Below are 25,259 nucleotides of genomic sequence, written 5' to 3' on the forward strand. Positions count from 1 at the left end.
CTTACGCCCCCTCGGAGGTCAGCGGGGTGTTGAGCGCGCCGTCCAGGACCGTGGGGTGGCCCCGGTAGAACGTGGCGACGACGCGGCCGGGCAGCTCCCTCCCGGCGAACGGCGAGTTGCGCCCCTTGGTGGCCATCCGCTGCGGATCCACCTGCCAGCGTGCGGCGGGATCGACCAGCGTGATGTTCGCGGCCGAACCGGTTTCCAGCGGCTGTCCGTGGCCGGCGAGCTGCCCGATCCGGGCCGGGGCCGTGGACATCACGCGGGCGAAGTCATCCCAGCCGATCAGCCCGGACTCGACCATGGTGTGCTGCACGACGGACAGCGCGGTTTCCAGCCCGGTCATGCCCATCGCCGCCTGCGCCCACTCGCATTCCTTGGCTTCGCTGGGGTGCGGCGCATGGTCGGTCCCGACGATGTCGATCGTGCCGTCGGCGAGGCCGGCCCGGAGCGCCTTGACGTCCTCGTCGGTGCGCAGCGGCGGATTGACCTTGTACACCGGGTCATAGCTGCGGACCAGTTCGTCCGTCAGCCACAGGTGGTGCGGCGTGACCTCGGCGGTGACCTTGATGCCGCGCTGCTTGGCCCAGCGGATAATCTCCACCGAGCCGGCCGTGGAAACGTGGCAGACGTGCAGCCGAGAGTCCACATGCTGCGCCAGCAGGACGTCGCGGGCGATGATGCTCTCCTCGGCGACCGCCGGCCAGCCCGTCATGCCGAGGACCGCCGACACCGCGCCCTCGTTCATCTGGGCGCCGTCGGTGAGCCGCGGCTCCTGGGCGTGCTGGGCGATCACGCCGTCGAACGCTTTGACATACTCCAGCGCCCGGCGCATCAGGATCGGGTCGTGAACGCACATGCCGTCGTCGGAGAAGACCCGGACCCGGGCGCGCGAATCAGCCATGGCGCCCAATTCGGCCAGCCGTTCGCCGGCCAGTCCGACGGTCACGGCGCCCACCGGCCGGACGTCCGTCCAGCCGGCCTTCTGGCCCAGCGTGAAGACCTGCTCGACGACGCCGGCGGTATCGGCCACCGGGGAGCTGTTGGCCATGGCGTGGACGGCCGTGTAGCCGCCCAGCGCCGCGGCGCGGCTGCCGGTCTCCACGGTCTCGGCGTCCTCGCGGCCGGGTTCCCGCAGGTGCGTGTGCAGATCCACCAGGCCGGGCAGCGCGACCAGCCCGTCCGCGTCGATAACCGCCGCCCCGGCAGCGCTGAGGCCGGTGCCGGTTTCGGCGATGATCCCGTCGCGGACCAGCAGGTCGGTGCGGTCTCCGCCGCCGATGGCGGCTCCCCGGATCAGGTAGGCCGCGGATGTCTCGGGTGCTGTGCTCATCTGTTGGCCTCCTGGGTTGGTGCGGCGGGCGTGCTGTCGCCCGAGAGCAGCAGGTACAGCGCAGCCATGCGTACGGAGACGCCGTTGCGGACCTGCTGGAGAACTGTGGAACGCGGCGAGTCGGCCGCGGCGGCCGAGATTTCCAGGCCGCGGTTCATCGGCCCAGGGTGCATGATGATGGTTTCCTTCGCGCCCGCGGCATCCAGCGCGGCAAGCCTCCGGTCGTCGAAGCCCCAGCGCCGCGAGTACTCGCGGGTGGACGGGAAGAACGCCGCGTTCATCCGCTCGCCCTGCACCCGCAGCATCATCACCGCGTCCGGACCGCCGGCAAGCGTCTCGTCGAGGTCGTAGCTGACCGTGCAGGGCCAGTGCTCGACGCCGACCGGCAGCAGTGTGGGCGGCGCCACCAGCGTGACGTCGGCGCCCAGCGTACGCAGCAGCCACAGGTTGGACCGGGCCACCCGGGAATGCAGGACATCGCCGACGATGGCCACCTTCATGCCGGCCAGGTCGCTGCCCGCCGATCCGGTGCCGTTGACGCGGGCCCAGTTGCGCCGCATCGTGAACGCGTCCAGCAGGGCCTGGGTGGGGTGTTCGTGGGTTCCGTCCCCGGCATTGACGACGGCGGCATCGATCCAGTCCGAGGTCGCGAGGCGCGCGGGAGCGCCGGAGGCCCAGTGCCGGATGACCACGGCGTCCGCGCCCATCGCCTCGAGGGTCTGCGCCGTGTCCTTGAGCGATTCGCCCTTGGAGACCGAGCTGCCCTTGGCGGCGAAGTTGATGACGTCCGCCGACAGCCGCTTCGCCGCGGCTTCGAAGGAGATCCGGGTGCGGGTGGAGTCCTCGAAGAACAAGTTCACCACCGTGCGGCCGCGCAGCACGGGCAGCTTCTTCACTTCGCGTTCGGATACCGCGGCCATCTCCTCGGCGGTGTCGAGGATGCGGATGGCGTCCGACTTGTCCAGGTCCTCGGTTGAGAGCAGATGCCTCATGCGCTCCAGTCCTCAATGACTACTTCGTTGACTGCCTCGCCATCGACGGCGTCGGTTTCCGCCAGCCGGACGCGGACCTTCTCGACCGAGGAAGTCGGCAGGTTCTTCCCCACATGGTCGGCGCGGATGGGCAGTTCGCGGTGCCCGCGGTCCACCAGGACGGCCAGGCGCACGATCCGGGGCCGGCCGAGGTCCACCAGGGCGTCCAGGGCGGCGCGGATGGTACGGCCGGAGTACAGGACGTCGTCGACCAGCACGACGACTTTGTCATCGATCCCGGAGGCCGGCAGCTGGGTAGGCAGCGGAGCGCGGGTGGGCTGGCGCTTCAGGTCGTCCCGGAACATGGTGACGTCGAGCTGGCCGGTAATGTCCTCCGCCTTCACGCTGCCGTCGGCGGCCTCGATCTTGGCGGCGAGGCGGCGGGCCAGCGGATAACCGCGCCGGGGAATGCCCAGCAGGACCAGGTCTTTGGAGCCCTTGTTTGCTTCGAGGATCTCGTGGGCAATGCGAGTGAGTGCGCGGTCGATGTCCGCTTCGGCGAGAACTACACGTGATGACTGCGGCGAAACCGTGCCGGACGTGTTCATCTGATGCCGCCTCCTTCCCCGCCTCACAGGACGGACTTAAAGGTTGGTTGCCCAACCAACGTACCACAGCGGAGGGACCGTTCCGCGCCCGGAATGACCGAAGGTGGCCCCCGTCACGGGGACCACCTCCAGCAGGGACTTCCGGGCCGGAACCTGACGTTCGATCAGGCCAGCAGCGTGGGCTTGAGCTGCTGCAGCCGGCCCAGCAGACCGTTGATGAACGACGGCGATTCGTCCGTCGAGAGGGTCCGTGACAGTTCCACTGCTTCGCTGACCGCGACGGCGTCGGGGACGTCGTCGTTGTACAGCAATTCCCAAGTGCCTACGCGCAGGACGATCCGGTCCACGCTGGGCATCCGCTCCAGCGGCCATCCCTGCGAGTACGTGGACAGGAACTCGTCAATGGTCGGCTGCATGGCCATGACACCCTCGACGATGTCCACCGTGTAGGGATTGATGATCTGGTCCGTCTTGTCCCGCCGGTCGCGCAGGGCGTCCGTGGGCGGAACCGAGCGCTGCTCGGCTTCGAAGAGGATGTCGACGGCGCGGCGGCGGGCCTTGCCGCGCGCGGAAGTGGGTGCACTCACTAGTCGTTGACTCGTCCCAGGTAGTCGCCGCTGCGGGTGTCGACTTTGACCCTGGTTCCGGTTTCCAGGAACAGCGGAACCTGGATCTGGTAGCCGGTCTCCACGGTGGCGGGCTTGGTGCCGCCGGTAGAGCGGTCGCCCTGCAGGCCGGGCTCCGTGTAGGTGATTTCCATGACGACGGACGCCGGCAGTTCGATGTACAGCGGGGTACCGTCGTGCATGGCGATGTTGACCTTGATGTTTTCCAGCAGGAAGTTCTCGTCGTCGCCCACAACGGCTCCGGGCACGGTCACCTGGTCGTAGTCCTGGACGTCCATGAAGACGAAGTCGTCGCCGTCCTTGTACAGGTAGGTGTAGTCGCGGCGGTCAACCGTGGCGGTCTCGATCTTCAGGCCGGCGTTGAACGTCTTGTCCTGGATTTTGCCGCTGACAACATTCTTGATCTTGGTGCGGACGAAAGCGCCGCCCTTGCCCGGCTTGACATGCTGGAACTCGATAACGTTCCACAGCTGGCCGTCCATGACCAGCACGGTCCCGTTCTTGATGTCGTTGGTTGTCGCCACAGTTTCTCTTTCGTAGATTCAAGCGCCAGAAAAGTTCACGGGCCATTCTACCCGCTCGGGAGCCGCCTCTTCGTCGTTCCTAGCTGTCCGCGATCTCCTGATAGGCCGCGAACAGCAGCGAGGTGTCCGGAACCTCGAGGATGCCGGGCTTGCCGACGGCGTCCAGGACCACGAACCGCAGCAGGTCGCCACGGGCCTTCTTGTCCCGCTTCATGCCGTCCAGCAGCGCGGCCCAGCGATCGCGGCGGTAGCTGACCGGAAGCTCCAGCAGCTCGAGGATCCGCTTGTGCCGGTCGGCCGTGGCGTCGTCGAGCCGGCCAACCATTCGGGACAGCTCCGCGGCGAACACCAGGCCGACGGAGACCGCGGCCCCATGGCGCCACTGGTAGCGCTCGGCCAGCTCGATCGCGTGGCCCAGGGTATGGCCGTAGTTGAGGAACTCCCGCCGGCCGGATTCCTTGAGGTCGGCCGAGACGATCTGCGCCTTGACCGCGATGGAACGCTCCACGAGCTCGCGCACCTCGGGGGAAGCAGGGTCTGCGACGGCGTCGGGCTTGGCCTCGATCAGGTCCAGGATGGCCGGATCGGCGATGAAGCCGCACTTGACCACTTCGGCCATGCCGGTCAGGAGCTCGTTGCGGGGCAGCGTGGCGAGGGCGTCCAGGTCAGCCAGCACGGCCGCCGGCGGGTGGAACGCGCCGACCAGGTTTTTGCCCTCGGCCGTGTTGATGCCGGTCTTCCCGCCAACGGCCGCGTCGACCATGCCGAGGAGGCTGGTGGGAATGTGCACCACCTTCACGCCGCGCAGCCACGTCGCGGCGACAAAGCCTCCGACGTCGGTCACGGCGCCGCCGCCGACGGTCACGATCGCGTCGGAGCGGGTGAAGTCGTTCTGGCCCAGCACCTGCCAGCAGAACGAGGCGACCTGGATGTGCTTGCCCTCTTCGGCGTCCGGGATTTCCGCCGTCAGTGCCGTGAAGCCGGCGGCCGAGAGCTCCTCGCGCACGGTATCTCCGGTGGAGCGGAGGGCACGCGGGTGGATGACCAGTACGCGCTGGACCCGCTCCCCCAGCACGCCGGGAAGCCGGTCGAGCAGACCGTGTCCGACGACGACGTCGTAATTCTCGTTCGGCGCAGTGCCGGTGACCTTGATGATGGTCGGTGTCTGGGTTCCGTGGGTCACGGGGTGTGCCTTTCTTCAAGCTTCTCTTCGAGCATCGCAGTCAGCTCGTCGAGCAGTTCCTGCTGGGACTTGCCCCGGGTCACCAGGACGATGCCCGCCAGCTTCTGGTACGTCGGCCGGCGGCGCCGGGACATTTCGAGCCATCGTTCCACCGGGTCGCCCACCAGCAGCGGACGGCCGCTGTCCCGCTGGATCCGTGGCCGCACGGTCTCCAGGTCGGCGTCGAGGAAAACGACGTCGCAGCCCGCCAGCAGCTGCTGCGTGCCGGTGTCCAGGATGGCGCCGCCGCCGAGCGAGACGACGCTCGGCTGGTCGGCTGCCGAAAGCACCGCCGCCACCTCGCGCGCCTCGATCTCCCGGAAGCCGTGCTCGCCCTGGGCGGCGAAGATGGACGGAATGGAGCCGTGCTTGGCGACGATCTTCCGGTCCGTGTCGACGAAGGTCAGCCCGTGCAGGGTGGCGAAGTGCTGGCCAAGCGTTGATTTACCTGAGGCCATCGGTCCGATCAGGACAAGATGGCGCTCCAACGTGAGCGGCATCAGGACGGCACTAGCTCCCGATCGAGTCCAGCGAGGCCGGAATGGCTTCGACGTAGCTGCGGATGTTCCGCGCGGTCTCGGCGAGGGAGTCGCCGCCGAACTTCTCGGTGACGGCCTCGGCCAGGACCAAGGCCACCATGGCTTCCGCCACGACGCCGGCGGCCGGCACCGCGCAGACGTCCGAGCGCTGGTGGTGTGCCTTGGCCGCCTCGCCCGTGCTGACGTCGATGGTCTGCAGGGCGCGGGGAACCGTGGCGATCGGCTTCATCGCGGCGCGCACCCGGAGCGTGTCGCCGATGCTCATGCCGCCCTCGATGCCGCCGGCGCGGTTGGTGGAGCGGACGATGGTCCCGCGCTCGTCGCGGACGATCTCGTCGTGCGCCTCGGAGCCGCGGCGGCCGGCCGTCTGGAAGCCGTCCCCCACCTCGACGCCCTTGATCGCCTGGATGCCCATCAGGGCCGCTGCCAGCCGTGCGTCCAGCCGGCGGTCCCAGTGGACGTAGCTGCCCAGTCCCGGCGGCAGCCCGTAGGCCAGCACCTCGACCACGCCGCCGAGGGTCTCACCCTCCTTGTGGGCGGCGTCGACCTCCTGGACCATGGCCAGGGACGTTTCGGCATCGAAGCAGCGCAGCGGATCCTCATCCAGCGCGATGACGTGCCGCGGTTCGGGCACCGGACCGCCTTCCGGGACGGACACGCGGCCAAGGGACACGGTATGGCTGACGAGTTCGATGCCGAGGGCCTTCAGGAAGTTGGCGGCCACGGTGCCCAAGGCGACGCGGGCGGCGGTCTCGCGGGCGCTGGCGCGTTCGAGCACCGGACGGGCCTCATCGAAACCGTACTTCTGCATGCCCGTGAAGTCGGCATGCCCGGGGCGGGGCCGGGTCAGCGGCGCGTTGCGCGCGGACTCGGCCAGCTCGGCCGGATCGACCGGCTCGGCGGACATGACCTTCTCCCACTTGGGCCACTCGGTATTGCCGACCTGGATGGCGACGGGACCGCCCTGGGTCAGGCCGTGGCGGACGCCGCCGAGGATGGTGACCTGGTCCTGTTCGAACTTCATCCGGGCGCCGCGGCCGTAACCAAGACGGCGGCGGGCCAGGGCGTCCTGGATATCCGAGATGTGCAGTTCGACGCCGGCGGGGACGCCTTCGACAATTCCAACCAGGGCCGGACCATGGGATTCACCGGCGGTTAACCAACGCAACATGCCATCAATACTGCCATGCTTGCGGGTACCCTTCAGCGCCGGGAGGCACCGACCGCGTCACACATCACATTTGTGACTTCGGCGGCGTTCGTGAACCGTTCCCCAGCGAAGAGCCGCACCTGCTCCACGGCCTGGTAGATCAGCATCTCGAGCCCGTGTGCAACGGTGCCGCCCTGCCGCTGCCATTCGGCGGCGATCGCGCTGGGCCACGGGTCGTATGCAACATCCAGCAGCACTCCCCCGGGACGCCGCTTCGGCGCCGCGGCAAGCCGTGCCGCCAGGGTGTCCGCTCCGTGCGGCGGCAGGGTCGAGACGACGGTGTCCGCGCCGGCGAGGGCCTCCGCCGCGGCATCCCAGCCGCGGACGTCAAGCGGGATGCCGAAGTGCGCGGCGACCGCCTCGACGCCGGACGCCTTGGCGGGGTCGCGCAGGCAAAGCACCACCGAGGACGGCTTCAGCGGGGCCAAAGCCGCGGCGGCGGCCGCCGCCGTGCCCCCGCCGCCCAGGATCAGGGCCGAGGCGCCGTCTTCCACGCCCGCATGGCGCAGGGCCCCGATGATCCCGGCCACGTCCGTATTATGGCCGGTCAGCGAAACGGCGCCGCCGTCGTCGTATTCTGCCACGACGGTGTTGAGCACGCCCAGGACCTGCACCAGTTCGCTGGTCCGGTCCATCAGCGGCACCATGGCGGATTTCAACGGCATGGTGACGGAGAGGCCCGCCCAGCCCTGCTCCGAGCGCAGCGTGCGGATGAACCCGGGCAGCGCCTCCGGCGTCACATCGATGGCGCGGTAGCTGCAGTCGAATCCGATCAGTTCGTAGGCGGCGCGGTGGAGCGCCGGCGATTTCGAATGGCCGATCGGATGGCCCAGCACTGCGGCCCGGGACCCGCTGCGGGCGGAGCCGCCCGCGGGAGCGGCAGGCATGCTCAGTCGCACCGTCCCTCGTCCTGCTCGCTGCACCACTTCAGGTATTCCTTGGTATAGGCGTTGTGCTCTTCCAGCGTTTCGGAGAACTTGGTCTCGCCGGTATCGAGGTTCACCGTGACCCAGTAGTAGTACGGCACATCGTCAGGATTCGCCGCCGCATCGATCGCCGGGCCACCCGGAGAGTTGATCGGCCCGACCGGCAGGCCGGTGTGGGCATAGGTGTTGTACGGGTTGTCCTTGTCCGCCTTCTCTTCCGGCGTGATGTCGTAGCCCTTGCGGCCCAGGCCGTACGTGACCGTGGCGTCGGACTGGATGAACCCATTGGTCTCGGTGTTGTCCGGCTTGAGGCGGTTCTCGATGGCGCCCGCGACCGCCCCATAGTCGGCCTCGCCCGCTTCAGCCTCGATGATGCTGGCAACCGTCAGGACGTCGTACTGCTGGTTCGGGTCGGTGATCCCGTCCTGCTCCAGCCGCTCGAAGGTCTTGTCGACCATGGTCTTGAGGATTTCCTCGGCGGTGGCCTCCAGCGGGAAGCGGTACTCCGCCGGGAACAGGTAGCCGTCCAGGTTCCGTGCCTTCTCCGGGAGGCCGAACGCGGCCGGGTCCTTCGCCAGGGTTTCGAACTCGCTGACGGCAATCCCGGTGCCCTTGGAGAGGGCCTCGAAAACCTCCTGCTGGCGCCAGGTGCGGTTGATGGCGGCGTAGTTCACGCCTTCTTCCTGGGCCAGGAGGACACTGGCCGCGTCGGCTGCCTTCATCTGCCGCTTGAGCTTGTACTCGCCGGGCTGGATTTCGCGGCCATCGGCCTGGTTGGCGAGTTCGTCGATGAATTTGTCCGAGGAGGCCACGACGTCCTGCTCCGTCAGCGAACTCGCGATCGCGAGCGGGCCCGCGCCCTGCTCGACGGTGACGGACACCTCGCCCTCACCCGGACCCGGGTAGTCCTTCAGCTCGTTCATGCCGAGCAGGTTCTGGAGGAACAGGACCACGCCGACCAGGGCGCCGGCGAAGAGGCCGAAGACCACAAGCAGCGCGATGTTGCGGCGACGCCGCCGCTGCCGCTTGATCTTGTTGCGTCGGCTGCGCTTGCGCGCCGGAGGCTCCGGGTCGTAGTCGGGTCCCTGCTCGCCCTCGTAGTCCGAGGCGTGCTCGGCCTCGAACTCGTCGAGCGATTGCCCGGCGGGCCGGTAGTCCGGATAAGGAGGGTTCTCCGGATAGCTGTTGCTCACCGCTTGTTCTCACCATCATTGTCATCTACGCGTGGAATCTCGGTCTCCTCTTCCCCTGTGCCTGCGCCGGGTGCCTGGACACGGTACGGGGCGGCCACGGGGGTGCCCACGTCCCGTCCTTGCGCACGCTGCATATTGAGGGCATGCTGCAGGATCTCCACTGCAGCGACCTGATCAACAACTTTACGGTGCTCACGGCTGCTCATGCCAGCGCCGTGCAGCGTCCGGTGGGCGCTGACGGTCGTCAGCCGCTCGTCGACCAGGCTGACGGTCGTGTCCAGTCCGGCCGCCGAGAGCGCCCCGGCAAGCTGTTCCGCGTAGTCGCGGGCCATCTGGGTGGAGGACGACTCCCCGCCGCGCATGGTGCGCGGCAGTCCGACGAAAACCTGGACGGCGGAACGCTCCGCGGCTTCCTTCACCACGAGCCGGATGTCGCTGTTCTTCTTGGCGTCGCGCTTGAGCGTCCGGATCGGGGTGGCCAGGATGCCCGCCGGGTCCGAGCCGGCCAGGCCCACCCGGGCCAGGCCGACGTCGACACCGAGCTTGCTGCCGGCGGGAGCGATTGCGCTGGGCACGTTGCGCGCCTTAGCCCCGGTTGGCCACGGCATCGACGATCGCGGCCAGCGCGTCGTCGATCTTCGAGGCGTCCTGGCCGCCACCCTGGGCGACGTCGTCCTTGCCGCCGCCGCCGCCGCCGAGCACGCCGGCGGCGGTCTTGACGAGTGCCCCGGCCCTGACGCCAGCCTGGCGGGCGGCTTCGTTGGTGGCCACGAGGACCAGCGGGCGGCCGTTCGCGACGGCGGTGAGCGCCACCGCGGCGGCGTCGCTTCCCAGCCGGGTCCGCAGGTCCAGCGCCAGCGACCGCAGGTCATCCGCACCGCCCAGGGAACCGGCGTTGTGTGCCAGCAGCCTAACCCCGGCCACGTCCCGCGCCTGGTCCACGAGCTTCCCGGCGGAGGCGGCGAGCTGCTCCTTGCGCAGCTTGTCCAGTTCCTTCTCTGCCGCCTTGAGCTTGGCCAGGGTGGCCGCGATGCGGTCCGGCAGCTGCGGGCCGGGCACCTTCAGCATCTCGGACAGTTCGGTCACGAGCGCGCGTTCGGCGGCAAGGTGGCGGAATGCCTCCATGCCGACGAAGGCCTCGACGCGGCGGTTGCCCGAACCGACGGACTGCTCGCCGAGCAGCGTCAGGCTGCCGATCTCCGCGGTGCTGTCGACGTGCGTTCCGCCGCAGAGCTCGCGCGACCAGGCGCCGTCGATCTCCACCACGCGGACCGTGTCCCCGTAGGCCTCGCCGAACAATGCCGTGGCGCCCAGCGCCCTGGCCTCGGCCAGCGGCATGACCCTGGTGCTGACGCCGAAGTTGTTCCGGATCGCCAGGTTGGACACTTCCTCGATCTCCGACTTCGCGGCGGCGCTGATGCCCTCGCCCCAGGAGAAGTCGAACCGGAGGTAGCCGGCTTTGTTGAAGGAGCCGCGCTGGAGCGCTTCCGGACCCAGGATCTGGTGGAGGGCCGCGTGCACGATGTGCGTGCCGGTGTGTGCCTGCTCCCCTGCCTGGCGGCGCTGCTCGTCGACGGCGGCCAGCACCTTGGCGTCGGACGAAATCTCGCCCTCGCGGACCACAGCCTTGTGCACGCTGAGGCCCTTCACCGGACGCTGCACGTCCATGACCTCGACGACGAACCCGTCGCCGGTGATCAGTCCGACGTCGGCGGCCTGGCCGCCGGCTTCCGCGTAGAACGGGGTCTCGTTCAGCACGAGTTCGATTTCGTCGCCCTGGCCCGCGAAGCCCACCGTGGCCCCGCCGCTGACGATGCCGCGGACCGTGGATTCGGTGGTCAGCTCGTCATAACCGGTGAAGACGGTCTCGCCGACGGCGAGCATCTCCCTGAAGACCCGCACGTCGGCGTGGCCGGACTTCTTGTTGCGGGAGTCCGCCTGCGCACGCTGGCGCTGTTCGGCCATCAGCGTGCGGAAGCCCGCCTCGTCGACCTGCAGGCCGGCTTCCTCGGCCATTTCCAGGGTGAGGTCGATCGGGAAGCCGTAGGTGTCGTGCAGCGTGAAGGCGTCCTCGCCGGAGAGCGGCTTGCCCGCGGCCTTGGACTCCTTGACCGCTTCGTCCAGCCGGGCGGTGCCGGAGGCAATGGTGCGCAGGAACGCCTTTTCTTCCGCGTAGGCGATCCGGCTGATGCGTTCGAAGTCCGACTCGACAACCGGGTAGGTGCCCTTCATCGCGTCCCGGGAGACGGGCAGCAGTTCGGGGAGGACAGCCTGTTCGACCCCGAGCAGCCGCATGGCCCGCACGGCCCGGCGGATAAGGCGCCGCAGCACGTAGCCGCGTCCTTCGTTGGACGGCGTCACGCCGTCGGAAATCAGCATCAGGGCGGAGCGGACGTGGTCCGCGACCACCCGAAGGCGGACGTCGTCCGTATGGTGGGGATCGTCGTCGGACTCGGCGCTGGTGTATTCCTTGCCGGAAAGCTCCGCGGCCCTGTCGAGCACCGGGCGGACCTGGTCCGTCTCGTACATGTTCTCCACGCCCTGGAGAATCATGGCCAGGCGCTCCATGCCGAGCCCGGTGTCGATGTTCTTCTTCGGCAGTTCGCCGAGGATCTCGAAGTCCTCCTTGCCGATGCCCTCGCCGCGCTGGTACTGCATGAAGACCAGGTTCCAGATTTCGATGTAGCGCGTCTCGTCCGCGATGGGGCCGCCCTCGATGCCGTACTCGGGGCCGCGGTCGTAGAAGATCTCCGAGCACGGACCGGCGGGGCCGGGCTGGCCGGTGGACCAGTAGTTATCCTTCTTGCCGGACTTCTGGATGCGATCGACCGGCACGCCGACCTTGTCCCGCCAGATGGCCAGGGCCTCGTCGTCCTCCTCGTAGACCGTCACCCAGAGACGGTCAGCGGGGAGGCCGTAGCCGCCCTCTTCGACGGGCGTGGTGAGCAGCTCCCAGGCGAAGGGGATGGCCTGCTCCTTGAAGTAGTCGCCGAAGGAGAAGTTGCCGCACATTTGGAAGAACGTGCCGTGGCGGACGGTCTTGCCGACCTCTTCGATGTCGGCGGTGCGGATGCACTTCTGCACGCTCGTGGCGCGGTTGAACGGCGGCGTCTCGCGCGCCGTCAGGTAGGGAATGAACGGCACCATGCCGGCCACCGTGAAGAGCAGCGAGGGGTCGGGCGAGACCAGCGACGCCGAGGGCACCACGGCGTGTCCCTTTTTCTCGAAGAAGTCGAGCCAGCGGCGGACGATCTCATGGGACTTCATGGTGCCTAATTACCCTTCCGGTGGTACAAAAAGCGGCGAGCGGAAAGCCGCCGGAGAAAAATCTAGCGCGTCCGGACGTCATCTGCGGAATCGATGCCGAGCGCGGCGCGGAGGTCCGCTTCCCGCTCGGTCATGCCTTCACGCAGCGCGTTCGCGAAATCCGCGATGCTGTCGGCCACGCCGGCCACGGCGCGGTTGAGGCCCTCGGGGCCGATGGCCTGCTTTGCCGAATTCAGTTTGCGCATGGCCAGGACGCCGATCGCGATGCCGGCGCCCATCCAGATAAGCCGCTTCATAGTGTGGTTCCTCCCTCAGCCGTCAGCGGCTGCGCCGGCCGCGGCCGGTGGACTTGGATCGGGCAGAGAATGCGGTGCGCACGCCGTAGGAGAACGCTGCGACCTTGATCAGCGGGGAGCCGATGGTCGCCGCGACCAGCGAGGAGAGCGCCGAAACGTTGGCGGTCGCGTCCGACACGTTGGTCGAGATTCCGTCGACCTTCCTGAGCTGCTCGTTCGTGGTATTGACCGTGGTGGTCACCTCGTCGATCAGCGGGGTGGTCCCGTCGCTGATGGATCGGATGCTGATGCGGAGCTCGTCGAAGACCTTACCCAGCTTCAAGACCGGGACGGCCAGCAGGGCCACCAGCACGGCGAACACGCCCGCGGCGATCAGACCGGCAATATCTCCACCTGACATGGAACTCCTTTGCAGTTTTGCGCGCGTCCGGCCCGGCCGTTCACGGCTCTGGATTCGGCTAGCGACGTCGGCGCTTTACGTCATGGTGCATCCGCACCTCATATGTACCTTACCTACTGAACAGCCCGCGGCGCTTGCCACGGGCTGTTCAGTAGGGGTTCCGCTGCTGCGGTATCCAGTTGTCCTCCGCCGGTCTCCGTCAGCCGAAGACCGGCTCCCGGCTGGGACTAACGTGCGTAGTATTCGACGACGAGCTGCTCTTCGCAGGTCACCGGAACCTCGGCGCGCTTGGGACGGCGGACCAGGCGAGCCTGCAGCTTCTCCAGCGTGACGTCCAGGTAGGCCGGGACGTTCGGCAGGACGTCGCGGTGGGCGCCGGCTGCGGCCACCTGGAACGGCGGCATCTTCTCGGAGCGCTCGTGCACGTGCACCAGCTGGCCTTCGGAAACGCGGAAGGACGGGCGGTCCACGCGCTTGCCGTCGACCATAATGTGGCGGTGCACGACCAGCTGGCGGGCCTGGGCGATGGTGCGGGCGAAGCCGGCACGCAGGACCAGGGCGTCAAGACGCATTTCCAGCAGCTCGATCAGGTTTTCACCGGTCAGGCCGGCGGTGTTGCGGGCCTCTTCGAAGACACGGGTCATCTGTGCTTCGCGGATGCCGTACTGGGCACGCAGGCGCTGCTTCTCGCGCAGGCGGACGGCGTAGTCGCTGTCCTGCTTGCGGCGGGCACGACCATGCTGGCCGGGACCGTACGGACGGCGCTCCATGTACTTTTCGGCCTTGGGGGTCAGGGCAATTCCCAGGGACCGCGAAATGCGGACCTTGCGGCGGGCTCGTGTGTTGTTAGCCACGATGTCCTTCCAATTCATGCGGTGAAGTGATGTGCTGGCCTCCACGATCGGAGAGCGTTGGTCACCGCTGCCTTCAGCTACAACCGCCCGGAGCGCACGTCGCACCCACGGAAAATACATTCAGGGATCGACGGCGCAAAAAGCGGCTTGCCAGTCAGCCAATAATCCTAGCATCAATCGGCGGCCCGCCCGGCACACGACAGCGTTGAGCCAGTTGCAGATCGCTGGCTGAGCGCGGGCTATGGCAGCTCCCGCGGAGGTGCTGAAGGAATAATGTCCTGGCTTCGAAGCAGTGAGCTGATCAGGGCGGCCGGGTGGCCGCGATGGTAATGGCACACTGCGACCGCTACGGTGATGACCCCTAAAACGCCGCAGATCATGTCCGTCACGGTGTCTTCCAGGCCTGCGTTCTGCGAACGGGTGCCTAGGAAACGGTCGCTGGTGAATTCGGCGATTTCCCACATGGCAGCTGCGAACCCCCCTGAGGACACCACCCCCGCAACCATCAAGAACGGGGGAAGGGCAAGTTGCATCCGCCGATCGGCGATGCCGAGGGCGAAGACGGTGGCCCAACCGACCAAAGCACCGGAGAACGCGTGGACAGGCTTGTCCCACTGGGTCCAGAAAGCATAGAGCCCCAACTGGGTGCCAACGAACGGTCCCGCAAGCAGGAACCCGAAATAGCAGCCGTACAGCCATGTCGGGCACCGGGCATTGATGGCCAGTTCCAGCGCGGAGGGAACCAGCGCCGCCCCGATCAGCATGGCCGGGACGGCAGCGTCGCTCCAGGTTTGCGTTAGGGCCGCGACCGCCAGGAATCCAAGAAAAAGCACCTCCACCGGGACGAGCATCCTCGTTCCGGGGGCATCCAGGAACGACCGGATGACGGAGCGGAAGGCCAGCGCCGCGCCGGAGGTACGACCTTCCCTGCCAGTGTCGTTGCCGTTCACGGGCGTACGGACTGCCGCCTGCTGCGGGTCCCCGCCGGCCTGGCTGCGGGTTCCGGCAGGTTCGGCGGGGTTTTCGTCCGGACCGGGATCGGGATGCATTGCTGTCTCATCCATCGGACGCGGCCAAAGTCGAGGAGGCTTCGCCCCTGCGAAGTCCCGAAACCCAGCTGACCTCGGCTTTCACACTTTGAGTGTAACGATGGTTACACTCCGGAGGAATGATAGCCATCGCTTTTCCCCTAATCGTCGCCTGCAAGCAGTTCCGCAATCTTGCGTTATGCCACCCCTGCCACGAGGACTTTGCATCCGTGCCGCTCATTGGCCGGTCAGGTATCGGTTACGAGTTTCGATGAGATCCCGAAGGTATCGAGCAAGGAAAAGCCGTTCGGCAATCCTGCCGGCCGGACCAAGGGGGGCGGCAAATTCGATGCGGTCAATCATGACTGTTTCTTCGCCGTCGTCTAGGAACTCGTGGATATGCCGGAAGCGCCGGAATGGTCCTCTGACCTGTTCATCGACGAAATAGTCCGGGGAGACCATCTCGGTTATCCGGCTGGTCATATGTATGGGAATCCCGAAGTGCCAGGCCCGCCATGTGACCTCCTCCCCTAATGAGATCAGCCCCGCTGTTACACCCCGGACGGCCTTCTCCCTGGACTTCGCCATCGAACCGACATGGGCATCGATGCTGAGGGAACGGTCAAAGAGATCGGCCTTGCTGATCTTCGATCGGGTGATGCATTCGAAAGACGCCACCGACAAAGTATGGCAGCGATGTCGACTGCGGATCCGATCCAGTCTGTAGGTCTCGAAGCGGACCAATCACTCAGCCCTGTTCGGCAGGGAACTGCTGATTGACTGAGGCATTCCGGCTACGAATTGCTGCCTTAATGCGGAATATAGAACAGCGGCCCTTCTAAAGCCCACCAGTACCAGCAAAGATTCCATATCCCTGAACCCCCCACTATTTCTCATCGAATGGCCGAATCGGCGAAGCTTCCATGACACTCACAGAATGGGCTGAGATTCGAGGTTGCCCTGATACACGCGTGACTGCATGGGAGCGGCATTACGCTGGAGGAATGCGAGCCATACTCCAGCGGGTCAGCCGCGCCAGCGTCAGCGTCGAAGGAAAGATCGTCGGAGCCATCGATGAACCCGGCCTGCTGGTGCTGGCCGGCGCCACCCATACCGACAGCGAGGCCGCGGCGGCATTGCTCGCGCAGAAGATCTGGAACCTGCGCATCCTGGAGGGCGAAAAATCCTGCTCCGACGTCTCGGCTCCGCTGTTGGTGGTCAGCCAATTCACGCTCTACGCTGACACCCGGCGCGGCCGGCGCCCGTCCTGGTCTGCGGCCGCTCCGGGCGAAATCAGCGAGCCGCTCATCGACAGCCTAGTCACCGGCCTCCGGGAACTCGGCGCTCATGTGGAGACCGGGGTCTTCGGCGCGATGATGGAGGTCGAGCTGGTCAACTCCGGCCCGTTCACCATCTGCCTGGACACCGAGGAGTTCGCGAAGCCGCGCCGGGCCTGAGCGCCTCCCCTGCCGTGGCCGCGGCGTGGCCTTTACGGTGGCTGTGCCGGCGAAACCCAAGCCACCGGCAGCCGTTGGCTATTCCCCGCGGATGATCTTGCGCAGGCGGTCCAGGCGCGCCGAGATCTCGCGCTCTGCCCCGTTGCCGTTCGGCTTGTAGTAGTCGCGGCCCACGAGGTCGTCCGGCGGGTACTGCTGCCGTGCGATGGCGTGCGGCTCGTCGTGCGAGTAGACGTATCCCTTGCCGTGGCCCAGCTGCTTGGCTCCGGGATAGTGGGAATCGCGCAGGTGCGTCGGGATCCCCTGGCCCCGGCCGGCCCGCACGTCCGCGACCGCCGCGTTGATGCCGTTGTAGGCGGCGTTGGATTTCGGGGCGGTGGCGATATGGACCACGGCCTCGGCCAGCACGAGGCGCCCCTCCGGCATGCCGATCAGCTGCACCGCCTGGGCCGCCGCGACGGCCGTCTGCAGCGCCGTCGGATCCGCCATGCCCACGTCCTCTGCCGCGGAGATGATGATCCTGCGCGCCACGAACCGGGGGTCCTCCCCCGCCTCCAGCATCCGCGCCAGGTAGTGCAGGGAGGCGTCGACGTCGGAACCGCGCATGGATTTGATGAAGGCGCTGGTGACGTCGTAGTGCTGGTCGCCCGCCCGGTCGTAGCGGAGCGCGGCGCGGTCGACCGCCTGCTCGGCGTGGGCCAGTTCCACCAGGACCGGGCCGGGGGTATCCGGCGACCTCGCCTCGCTCCACGCGACGCCGGCGGCGGCCTCCAACGCAGTCAGTCCGCGGCGGGCGTCCCCGGCGGCCAAGCGGACCAGATGCTCCAGCGCCTCGGGCGCCAGCTCGACGGTACCCGCGAGCCCGCGCTCGTCCTCGACCGCGCGCAGCAGCAGCTCCTCGATGTCCTTGGCGGTCAGCGGCTTCAACGTCAGCAGCAGGGAGCGCGAGAGCAACGGGGAAACGACGGAGAAGGACGGGTTCTCCGTGGTGGCGGCGATCAGGACCACCCAGCGGTTTTCCACCCCGGGCAGCAGCGCATCCTGCTGGGCCTTGTTGAAGCGGTGGATCTCGTCCAGGAACAGCACCGTGGTGGTCGAGTGGAGATCGCGGGCGGTCAGCGCGTCGTCCATGACGCGCCGGACATCCTTGACGCCGGCCGTGATCGCCGAGAGCTCCACGAACTTGCGCCCCGGGCCCCGGGCGATGACGTGGGCCAGCGTCGTCTTGCCCGTTCCGGGCGGCCCCCACAGCATGACGGACGACGGACCGGCTGGCCCGGCGTCGCTGCCGCCGGCAGCCAGCATCCGCAACGGCGAACCCGGCTGCAGGAGATGCTGCTGGCCCACCACCTCATCCAGGCTGCGCGGCCGCATCCGGACCGCCAGCGGACTGCGGGGGCGCCCGGATCCGGCACCACCGCCCGCAGTGTCGCCGGCACCGCCGTCGTACTCATCCTCATCGCCCGCGGCGGCACTGAACAAATCACTCACCCCTCAAGGCTATTACGTTGGCGTACCTCCACCGGGACGCTGCTCCCCAGGGCCGGCGCACCCGGACGCGAAAAGGGAGGCAAGCCGATTGGCTTGCCTCCCTTTCCCTATGCCCCGGAACGGCCTAGTTCGCGGCCTTACCCTCCGCCGCCGCCTTGGCTTCGGCGGCCTTGGGCTGCGGCTTGAAGTCGACGCCCGCCTCCTTGCGCTGCTGCGGCGTGATCGCCGCCGGTGCGGCGGTCAGCGGGTCGTAGCCGCCGCCCGTCTTCGGGAACGCGATCACTTCGCGGATGGACTCCTCGCCGGCGAGCAGGGCGACCACGCGGTCCCAGCCGAAGGCGATGCCGCCATGCGGCGGGGCGCCGTACTTGAAGCCCTCGAGCAGGAAGCCGAACTTCGTCTGGGCCGACTCCTTGTCCAGCCCCATGACCTTGAAGACCCGCTCCTGGATATCCCGCTGGTGGATACGGATGGAGCCGCCGCCGATCTCGTTGCCGTTGCAGACGATGTCGTAGGCGAAGGACAGCGCGGATTCGGGCTCCTTGTCGAAGCTGTCCATGAACTCGGGCTTCGGCGAGGTGAAGGCGTGGTGCACGGCCGTCCACTTACCGCCGCCCACGGCCACGTCGCCGGAGGCCACCGCGGCCTCAGCCGGCTCGAACATCGGCGCGTCGACGACCCACAGGAACGACCAGTCGCCGTCCTTGATCAGCCCGGTGCGGTGGCCGATTTCCACGCGTGCCGCGCCCAGCAGCGCACGCGACGCGGCCCGGTCGCCGGCGGCGAAGAAGACGCAGTCGCCCGGCTTCGCGCCGACGGTGCCGGCCAGGTTTTCGCGCTCGAAGTCGGTGAGGTTCTTGGCCACCGGGCCGGTCAGCTCGCCGGACTCCTGGACCAGCACGTACGCGAGCCCCTTCGCGCCGCGCTGCTTGGCCCATTCCTGCCAGGCATCCAGCGTGCGGCGCGCCTGCGAAGCGCCGCCGGGCATCACGACGGCGCCGACGTACGGAGCCTGGAACACGCGGAAGGTGGTGTCCTTGAAGAATTCCGTCAGCTCGGTCAGCTCCAGGCCGAAGCGCAGGTCCGGCTTGTCCGTGCCGTACTTGTCCATCGCCTCGGCGTAGGTCATCCGCCGGATCGGGGTGGGGATTTCGACGTCGATCAGCCGCCACAGCGCCTGCACGATCCGCTCGCCCAGGCCGATGACATCGTCCTGCTCCACGAAGCTGGCCTCGATGTCCAGCTGGGTGAATTCCGGCTGCCGGTCGGCGCGGAAATCCTCGTCCCGGTAGCAGCGGGCGATCTGGTAGTACTTCTCGAAGCCGCCGACCTGCAGCAGCTGCTTGAAGAGCTGCGGCGACTGCGGCAGCGCGTACCAGGAACCGGGCGCCAGACGGGCCGGGACCAGGAAGTCGCGGGCGCCTTCCGGGGTGGAACGGGTCAGGGTCGGGGTCTCGATCTCGACGAAGCCGTCCTCGTGCAGCAGCTGCCGCGCGACGCGGTTGGCCTCGGAGCGCAGCCGCAGGGCCGCGGAGGGGCCGGGGCGGCGAAGGTCGAGGTAGCGGTGCTTCAGGCGGGCTTCCTCGCCCACCTCCACGTGCTCGTCGATCTGGAACGGCAGCGGTTCGGAGGCGCTGAGGACGACGACGTCCTCGGCAATCACTTCGATCTCACCGGTGGCGAGGGCCGGGTTTTCGTTGCCCTCCGGGCGCTTCTCCACGGTGCCCTTGATCTGCAGCACGTATTCGTTGCGCAGTCCGTGGAAGACGTCCTCTTCCCGGACCACGACCTGGGCGACGCCGGAGGCATCACGAAGGTCGAGGAATGCCACACCGCCGTGGTCGCGCCGCCGGGCCACCCAACCGGCGAGGGTGACGGTCTGTCCGATGTGCTCGGCCCTCAACGAGCCGAGTTCATGTGTGCGCAGCACAGCATTCCTTTCAGTTGCCTCACTTCCTGGGCCGGCTGCGGGACTCCGCACCGGCGGCAAGTGATTAGAGTAGTTCTCGAGATGAGTCGTGAACGAGTTTACCGTTGATCGGCCCGCTGTCCGGACAGTAGCCGGACCAGCCTCGCGGCAGCAGCACCGGCTGGGCACGATCCGGAAGTATCGATGGGCGGAAGAATTTTGTGAGCAGTGAATCGGCATTGGAACGCAGACTCGGCGGCTTCGACGCCACCACCGTGGGCGTCGGCTCCATGGTCGGCGCCGGGGTCTTCGTTGTCTTCTCCCCCGCCGCGGGCGCGGCCGGCAGCTGGCTGCTGCTGTCGCTGGCGGCCGCCGCCGTCGTCGCCTACTGCAATGCCATGGCGTCCGCGCAGCTGGCCGCCATCCACCCCACCAGCGGCGGAACCTACATCTACGGACGCCGGCAGCTGGGTGAATGGCCAGGCTTCCTGGCCGGCTGGGGCTACATCACGGGCAAGACGTCCTCGTGCGCGGCCATGGCGCTGGCCTTCGGCCTCTACGCATTTCCGGACTATGCCACGGCGGCCGCGGTGGCCGCCGTCGTGCTCCTGACCGGCATCAACCTGATGGGCATCACGCGCACCGCCTGGATGACGCGCTGGTTCGTCTCCGTAGTGGTGGCGATCCTGGTGTTCCTCGTGGTGGTCGCCTTCGACGCCCCGCCCATAGGAGGGACGACGGCGGCCGTCGAGACGAGCCCCTACGGTGTCCTCCAGGCGGCGGGACTGTTCTTCTTCGCGTTCGCCGGCTATGCGCGGATCGCCACCATGGGAGAGGAAGTCCGGGAGCCGGCCAAGCTGATCCCCCGCGCCATCATGGGCGCACTCGCCTTCACCCTGGTGCTGTACGTGGCGCTGGGCCTGGCGCTGCTGGACTTCATGGGCGCCGGCCTGCTCGCCGCGACCCCGGCCCCGCTGCTGGCGGTCGGCGAAGCGGTCGGCGGCGGGGTAGGAACCGCCGCCGTCACCGTAGCCGCCACGCTTGGCTGCCTCGGCGCCCTGCTGGCCCTGATCGCCGGAGTCAGCCGGACGATGTTCGCGATGGCGCGCGAGGGGGACCTGCCCCGCGGGCTGGCCACGGTCTGGCCGCGGTTCAAGGTTCCGTACCTTGCGGACCTCACCGTCGCCGTCGTCGTGGTCTTCCTGCTGCTGACGCAGGACGTGCTCGCCGTGGTCGGCTTCTCCAGCTTCGGCGTGCTGATCTACTACGCCGTGACGAACGCCTCCGCCCTGACGCTTCAGGACCGGCCCTGGTACGCGCCGAAGGCACTGAACATCCTCGGCCTGGCCGGCTGCCTGCTGCTGGCCTTCACGCTGCCGCTGGCCTCGGTGCTGACGATGGCTGGCGTGCTCGCGGTGGGGCTGCTCGGGCGGGCGGTGCTCAAGCCGGGCGGCCGCGCCCGGAACCACTCCTGAGCGCCGCCCGGGCGGCGGGCGTCAGTCCTGCGTGCCCGCGGCGAGGATCTGCGGCTGCAGGTCCTCGGCTGGCGGCGTCCACAGCGCCGGGTCGGCAGGCACCTGCTCGCCGGAACGGATGTCCTTGACCTCGTGGACCGGTGCGCCGCCGTCGTCCGTGGTGAACCAGACGAACGGGATGCCGCGCCGGTCCGCGTACTTGATCTGCTTGCCGAATTTCTCCGCCTTGGCCGCAACCTCCACGCTGATGCCGCGGCTGCGCAGCTGGGCGGCGACGTCCTGGGCCTGCGACCAGCTGTCGTCGTTCGCCAGGGTGACCAGCACCGCCGTCGGCACTTGGCGGGAGGCGGTCGCGAACTCCTGGGCGAGGATCCGCATCACGAGGCGCGTGACGCCGATGGACAGACCGACGCCGGGGAATTTCCGGTTCCCCTTGGAGGCAAGGGCGTCGTAGCGGCCGCCGGAGCAGATGGAGCCAAGCTGCTCGTGGCCCACCAGGACGGTCTCGTAGACCGTGCCGGTGTAGTAGTCCAGGCCGCGGGCGATGCTCAGGTCCGCCAGCACCCGGCCGGGAGCCCGGCGCGATGCCTCGGCGATGACCTGCTCCAGCTCGTCCAGGCCGGTGTCGAGCAATTCGTTGCTGACGCCCAGCGCGCGGACCTGCTCCACGAACGAGGTGTCCTCGGTCCGGATCGAGGCCAGCTTGAGGGCCGCCTCGGCCTGCTCCAAGGTGGCGCCCAGCTCCTCCTGCAGCAGGGCGGAGACCTTTTCGGGACCAATCTTTTCCAGCTTGTCGATGCTGCGCAGGACACCGGCCGTGTCGTCGAGTCCGATCCCGCGGTAGAAGCCCTCGGCCAGCTTGCGGTTGTTGACCCGCAACCGGAACTCGGGGATCGGCAGGGCGCCCAGTGCCTCGACGATGACCAGGGCCAGTTCGACGTCGTAGCGGAAGGGCAGCTCGCCGTCGCCGACGACGTCGATATCCGCCTGGGTGAATTCGCGGGCACGGCCCTCCTGCGGCCGCTCCCCGCGCCACACCTTCTGGATCTGGTAGCGGCGGAAGGGGAACGCCAGGTGGCCGGCGTTCTCGACCACGTAGCGCGCGAACGGCACGGTCAAGTCGAAGTGCAGCGCGAGCTTGTCCTGGTCCGGGGCGCCCGGATCTTCATCGGCCTGCAGCCGGTGCAGCCCGTAGACCTCCTTGTCGATCTCGCCCTTGCGCAGCAGCTGGCCGATGGTCTCTACCGCTCGGGTTTCGATGGAGGAGAACCCGTGCAGCTCGAAGGTGCGCCGCAGGCTATCCAGCACATGCAGCTCCACAAGCCTCTCCTGCGGAAGCCATTCCGGAAAACCTGACAGGGAGGCTTTGCGTGCCATGCGTGGATATCTCCTGGTTGCTCGTGGGAAGGCCGCCGACGCGCCATGGTTGGTCGGCCGTGCCGTTCGATGAATGCCTAAACTGGCTGCCGGACCATTTTACGGCACCGGCGCGTGGCCCCGACCAGGCCGAGTGCGGGCCGGAAGGAGGAGCACGGTGGCTGCCAGACGCGAGAACCGCGACATGAGGCGCAGGGTCGCCCAGATGGAGGCCAAGCGCGCCCTGCGCCAGGACCAGCTGCGGCGGCGCAAGCGGGACAACATCATCGGCGCGTCCGCGATCGCGGTGGCCGTGGCTGCAGGCGTGCTGATCCAGCTGACCGTGTTCAACAGCAATCCGACGCCTTCCGAGGTGGAAAAGGTGCGCAGCGGCATCGAAGAGAGCATCCCGTCGGGCCAGGCCTCTCCGCAGGCGACGAACGCGGCCCACATCCCCTCCCCCGACGTCGCCGCCGGGCGGGTGCTCTCCGGCACGCTCTCCACCAACCAGGGCGACATCAAAGTGGAACTGGACGGCCGAGCGGCCCCGCAGGCGGTCTCGGTCTTCAAATCCCTGGCCGACGAGGGATTCTTCGAGGGCAAGAACTGCCACCGGCTGACCACGGCCCCGAGCATGGGCGTGCTGCAGTGCGGCTCGGTCGACGGCAAAGGCGGCGGCGATCCCGAATTCCAGTGGGGCCCGGTGGAGAATTCCCCGGCGGACGGCTCGTACCCGGCCGGCACCATCGCCGTCGCGCGCGGACAAAGCACCTACAGCAACGGGACGCAGTTCTTCATTGCCTACAAGGACAGCACTATCGCGCAGGATACCGGCGGCTACACCATTATGGGTAAGGTATCCGGAGGGCTCGACGTAGTCCGAAGGATCGCAGAAGGTGGTGTCACGGAAACCGGCAGTCAGGACGGAACGCCTAAGATGGCCGTAACGATCGACGCATTGACCTTGGATTGACCCCTGCGAAGTACCTGGTGCGGCCCGGCGAGCCCACCACCGAACCAATGAAAGAGTTTTAGCGGTGACAGACAGTCAGAAATCCGACGACACGGCCCAGACCCCAGCGACCGAAGCCGAGGGCCGCCCGACTCCGGGCAGCATCAAGCCTTCGATGATGGCCCGGCCGACCCCTTCCGCGCTGGCCACCAAGCCCGCGCCGTCCGGCTCGCCGGCGCCCGTCGCGCCGGCTCCCGCCGTCCACTCCACTCCGCTGTCGGAGGCCGCAAAGTGGGGCCGCGTTGCCGAGGACGGCCACGTCTTCCTCATCCTCGACGGCGAGGAGCACCCGGTAGGACAGTATCCGGATGCATCGGCCGAGGAAGCGCTGGCGTACTTCGTGCGCAAGTACGACGACGTCGCGGCGCAGACCGCGCTGTTGGAGCAGCGCGTGGAGGCCAAGGCCCCGTCGACGGATATGCACAAGACCCTCGAGCATCTCCGGGCCCAGGTGGCCGAGCGGCACATGGTCGGCGATGTCCCGGCGCTGGAAGTCCGCCTGAGCAGCCTGGATGAGGCCATCACCGGCCTGCAGCGCGCGGAGAAGGAGGCCCACGAGGCCCAGCGCTCTGCGGAACTGGCCGCCCGGGAGGCGATCGTGGCCGAAGCCGAGGCCATCGCGGCCAAGGATCCTTCGTCGGTGCAGTGGAAGACCAGCAGCGCCCGGATGAACGAGCTCTTCGAGAACTGGAAGGCCGCCCAGAAGAACGGAGTCCGCCTGGGCCGCTCGACCGAAGACTCGCTGTGGAAGCGGTTCCGTTCCGCCCGCACGGTCTTCGACCGGCACCGCCGCGCCTACTTCAGCCAGTTGGACAGCGACAACGCCGCAGCGAAGGCGGCGAAGGAAGACCTCATTGCGCAGGCCGAGGCGCTCTCCGACTCCACCGACTGGGGTGCAACCGCCGGCGAATACCGGCGGCTGATGGACCAGTGGAAGGCCTCGAAGCGCGCAAGCCGCAAGGACGACGACGCCCTCTGGGCCCGCTTCCGCGCGGCGCAGGACAGGTTCTTCGCCGCCCGCCAGGAAGCCAACCAGGCGATCGACAAGGAGTACGAGGGCAACCTCGCCGCGAAGGAAGCGCTGGTCGCAGAGGCGCAGGCCCTGCTGCCCATCGAGGATCTCGCCGCGGCCAGGAAGGGGCTTCAGTCCATCCGGGACCGCTGGGAGGAAATCGGCAAGGTTCCGCGCGGCGACATGCACCGTATCGAGGGCGGCCTGCGCAAGGTTGAGGACGCGCTCAAGGCGGCAGAGGACGAGCAGTGGCGGCGCAGCAATCCGGAAACCAAGGCCCGGACCAACAGCGCCCTGAACCAGCTTGAGTCGGCGATCGCGGGCCTGGAGGAAGACCTGGCCAAGGCGGAAGCTGACGGGAACCAGCGGAAGATCGCTGAAGCGCGGGAAGCGCTGGATGCGCGCAAGCAGTGGCTGGATACGCTGCAGAAGTCGGCCCAGGACTTCTCCTAACGCACCGCACCTACACACGCCCAGGGGGCGGAACCGGATGTCCACACATCGGTTCCGCCCCCTGATCCATTTCCGCTAGGTTTGGCAGGCTTACCGT

General features: G+C 67.9%; 24 protein-coding genes. 4 read left to right on the top strand and 20 right to left on the bottom strand.

Features of this window, described 5'->3' with window-relative positions; genetic code table 11:
* Nucleotide 1: 1 nt before the first annotated feature.
* The 17 genes from OC550_RS07095 to OC550_RS07175 all read right to left on the bottom strand — a co-directional run bounded on the left by OC550_RS07095 (nucleotide 2) and on the right by OC550_RS07175 (nucleotide 15,675).
* Nucleotides 2-1,333, bottom strand: a complete 1,332-nt coding sequence (locus tag OC550_RS07095) for a dihydroorotase (RefSeq protein ID WP_262104647.1) — start codon at nucleotides 1,331-1,333, stop codon at nucleotides 2-4.
* Complete coding sequence (locus OC550_RS07100; RefSeq protein ID WP_262104649.1) at nucleotides 1,330-2,325, bottom strand: aspartate carbamoyltransferase catalytic subunit; 996 nt, start codon at nucleotides 2,323-2,325, stop codon at nucleotides 1,330-1,332. The genes OC550_RS07095 and OC550_RS07100 overlap by 4 nt, the downstream gene beginning before the upstream one ends.
* On the bottom strand, nucleotides 2,322-2,912 hold the full coding sequence (gene pyrR / locus OC550_RS07105; RefSeq protein WP_262104651.1) for a bifunctional pyr operon transcriptional regulator/uracil phosphoribosyltransferase PyrR: 591 nt from the start codon (nucleotides 2,910-2,912) through the stop codon (nucleotides 2,322-2,324). Before pyrR ends, OC550_RS07100 begins: the two co-directional genes overlap by 4 nt.
* A 164-nt stretch (nucleotides 2,913-3,076) precedes the next feature.
* Nucleotides 3,077-3,499, bottom strand: coding sequence for a transcription antitermination factor NusB (gene nusB, locus OC550_RS07110; protein ID WP_262104653.1), 423 nt, complete (start codon nucleotides 3,497-3,499; stop codon nucleotides 3,077-3,079).
* The gene (efp, locus tag OC550_RS07115; RefSeq protein WP_262104655.1) at nucleotides 3,499-4,062 is read right to left on the bottom strand and encodes an elongation factor P; all 564 of its coding nucleotides are present in this window, start codon (nucleotides 4,060-4,062) and stop codon (nucleotides 3,499-3,501) included. Before efp ends, nusB begins: the two co-directional genes overlap by 1 nt.
* A gap of 79 nt (nucleotides 4,063-4,141) precedes the next feature.
* Nucleotides 4,142-5,245 carry a 3-dehydroquinate synthase gene (gene aroB, locus OC550_RS07120; protein WP_262104657.1) on the bottom strand — a complete coding sequence of 368 codons (1,104 nt, stop codon included), beginning with the start codon at nucleotides 5,243-5,245 and terminating at the stop codon, nucleotides 4,142-4,144.
* Complete coding sequence (locus OC550_RS07125) at nucleotides 5,242-5,784, bottom strand: shikimate kinase (protein WP_262104659.1); 543 nt, start codon at nucleotides 5,782-5,784, stop codon at nucleotides 5,242-5,244. Before OC550_RS07125 ends, aroB begins: the two co-directional genes overlap by 4 nt.
* Nucleotides 5,785-5,794: 10 nt before the next feature.
* On the bottom strand, nucleotides 5,795-6,994 hold the full coding sequence (gene aroC / locus OC550_RS07130) for a chorismate synthase (protein ID WP_262104661.1): 1,200 nt from the start codon (nucleotides 6,992-6,994) through the stop codon (nucleotides 5,795-5,797).
* Between the two features lie 32 nt (nucleotides 6,995-7,026).
* The gene (locus tag OC550_RS07135; RefSeq protein ID WP_262104664.1) at nucleotides 7,027-7,920 is read right to left on the bottom strand and encodes a shikimate dehydrogenase; all 894 of its coding nucleotides are present in this window, start codon (nucleotides 7,918-7,920) and stop codon (nucleotides 7,027-7,029) included.
* Between the two features lie 2 nt (nucleotides 7,921-7,922).
* Nucleotides 7,923-9,152, bottom strand: a complete 1,230-nt coding sequence (gene mltG, locus OC550_RS07140) for an endolytic transglycosylase MltG (RefSeq protein ID WP_262104666.1) — start codon at nucleotides 9,150-9,152, stop codon at nucleotides 7,923-7,925.
* Nucleotides 9,149-9,760 (bottom strand): Holliday junction resolvase RuvX, encoded by a 612-nt coding sequence (ruvX, locus tag OC550_RS07145; protein WP_262104668.1) that lies wholly within the window; start codon nucleotides 9,758-9,760, stop codon nucleotides 9,149-9,151. Before ruvX ends, mltG begins: the two co-directional genes overlap by 4 nt.
* Nucleotides 9,738-12,419, bottom strand: a complete 2,682-nt coding sequence (gene alaS, locus OC550_RS07150; RefSeq protein WP_262104670.1) for an alanine--tRNA ligase — start codon at nucleotides 12,417-12,419, stop codon at nucleotides 9,738-9,740. The genes ruvX and alaS overlap by 23 nt, the downstream gene beginning before the upstream one ends.
* A 62-nt stretch (nucleotides 12,420-12,481) precedes the next feature.
* Entirely contained in the window at nucleotides 12,482-12,715 is a 234-nt protein-coding gene (locus tag OC550_RS07155) for a hypothetical protein (RefSeq protein WP_262104672.1), read from the bottom strand.
* A 22-nt stretch (nucleotides 12,716-12,737) separates the two neighbouring features.
* Nucleotides 12,738-13,115, bottom strand: a complete 378-nt coding sequence (locus tag OC550_RS07160) for a DUF948 domain-containing protein (protein WP_262104674.1) — start codon at nucleotides 13,113-13,115, stop codon at nucleotides 12,738-12,740.
* A 227-nt stretch (nucleotides 13,116-13,342) separates the two neighbouring features.
* Nucleotides 13,343-13,969, bottom strand: a complete 627-nt coding sequence (rpsD, locus tag OC550_RS07165; RefSeq protein WP_262104676.1) for a 30S ribosomal protein S4 — start codon at nucleotides 13,967-13,969, stop codon at nucleotides 13,343-13,345.
* A gap of 239 nt (nucleotides 13,970-14,208) precedes the next feature.
* A complete protein-coding gene (locus OC550_RS07170; protein ID WP_262104678.1) occupies nucleotides 14,209-14,919 on the bottom strand; it encodes a hypothetical protein in 711 nt (236 codons plus the stop codon).
* Between the two features lie 315 nt (nucleotides 14,920-15,234).
* Nucleotides 15,235-15,675 (bottom strand): SRPBCC family protein, encoded by a 441-nt coding sequence (locus OC550_RS07175; RefSeq protein WP_262104680.1) that lies wholly within the window; start codon nucleotides 15,673-15,675, stop codon nucleotides 15,235-15,237.
* 326 nt (nucleotides 15,676-16,001) lie between these two features.
* On the opposite strand from OC550_RS07175, the gene dtd reads away from it, so the two are divergent.
* Nucleotides 16,002-16,454 (top strand): D-aminoacyl-tRNA deacylase, encoded by a 453-nt coding sequence (gene dtd, locus OC550_RS07180; RefSeq protein WP_262104682.1) that lies wholly within the window; start codon nucleotides 16,002-16,004, stop codon nucleotides 16,452-16,454.
* A 78-nt stretch (nucleotides 16,455-16,532) separates the two neighbouring features.
* Here the strand turns inward: dtd and OC550_RS07185 are convergent, their stop codons facing one another.
* A complete protein-coding gene (locus OC550_RS07185; protein WP_262104684.1) occupies nucleotides 16,533-17,945 on the bottom strand; it encodes a replication-associated recombination protein A in 1,413 nt (470 codons plus the stop codon).
* 124 nt (nucleotides 17,946-18,069) lie between these two features.
* A complete protein-coding gene (aspS, locus tag OC550_RS07190; RefSeq protein ID WP_262104686.1) occupies nucleotides 18,070-19,875 on the bottom strand; it encodes an aspartate--tRNA ligase in 1,806 nt (601 codons plus the stop codon).
* Between the two features lie 200 nt (nucleotides 19,876-20,075).
* Here aspS and OC550_RS07195 point away from each other — a divergent pair, with 200 nt between their 5' ends.
* Nucleotides 20,076-21,329 (top strand): APC family permease, encoded by a 1,254-nt coding sequence (locus OC550_RS07195; protein WP_262104688.1) that lies wholly within the window; start codon nucleotides 20,076-20,078, stop codon nucleotides 21,327-21,329.
* Between the two features lie 21 nt (nucleotides 21,330-21,350).
* Here the strand turns inward: OC550_RS07195 and hisS are convergent, their stop codons facing one another.
* Nucleotides 21,351-22,706 (bottom strand): histidine--tRNA ligase, encoded by a 1,356-nt coding sequence (gene hisS, locus OC550_RS07200; RefSeq protein WP_262104690.1) that lies wholly within the window; start codon nucleotides 22,704-22,706, stop codon nucleotides 21,351-21,353.
* Nucleotides 22,707-22,863: 157 nt separating this feature from the next.
* Here hisS and OC550_RS07205 point away from each other — a divergent pair, with 157 nt between their 5' ends.
* Nucleotides 22,864-23,658 carry a peptidylprolyl isomerase gene (locus tag OC550_RS07205; protein ID WP_262104692.1) on the top strand — a complete coding sequence of 265 codons (795 nt, stop codon included), beginning with the start codon at nucleotides 22,864-22,866 and terminating at the stop codon, nucleotides 23,656-23,658.
* A gap of 64 nt (nucleotides 23,659-23,722) precedes the next feature.
* Nucleotides 23,723-25,162 carry a DUF349 domain-containing protein gene (locus OC550_RS07210; RefSeq protein WP_262104694.1) on the top strand — a complete coding sequence of 480 codons (1,440 nt, stop codon included), beginning with the start codon at nucleotides 23,723-23,725 and terminating at the stop codon, nucleotides 25,160-25,162.
* Nucleotides 25,163-25,259: the final 97 nt, after the last annotated feature.

The sequence above is a fragment of the Arthrobacter sp. Marseille-P9274 genome (assembly GCF_946892675.1).
Taxonomy (GTDB): Bacteria; Actinomycetota; Actinomycetes; order Actinomycetales; family Micrococcaceae; genus Crystallibacter.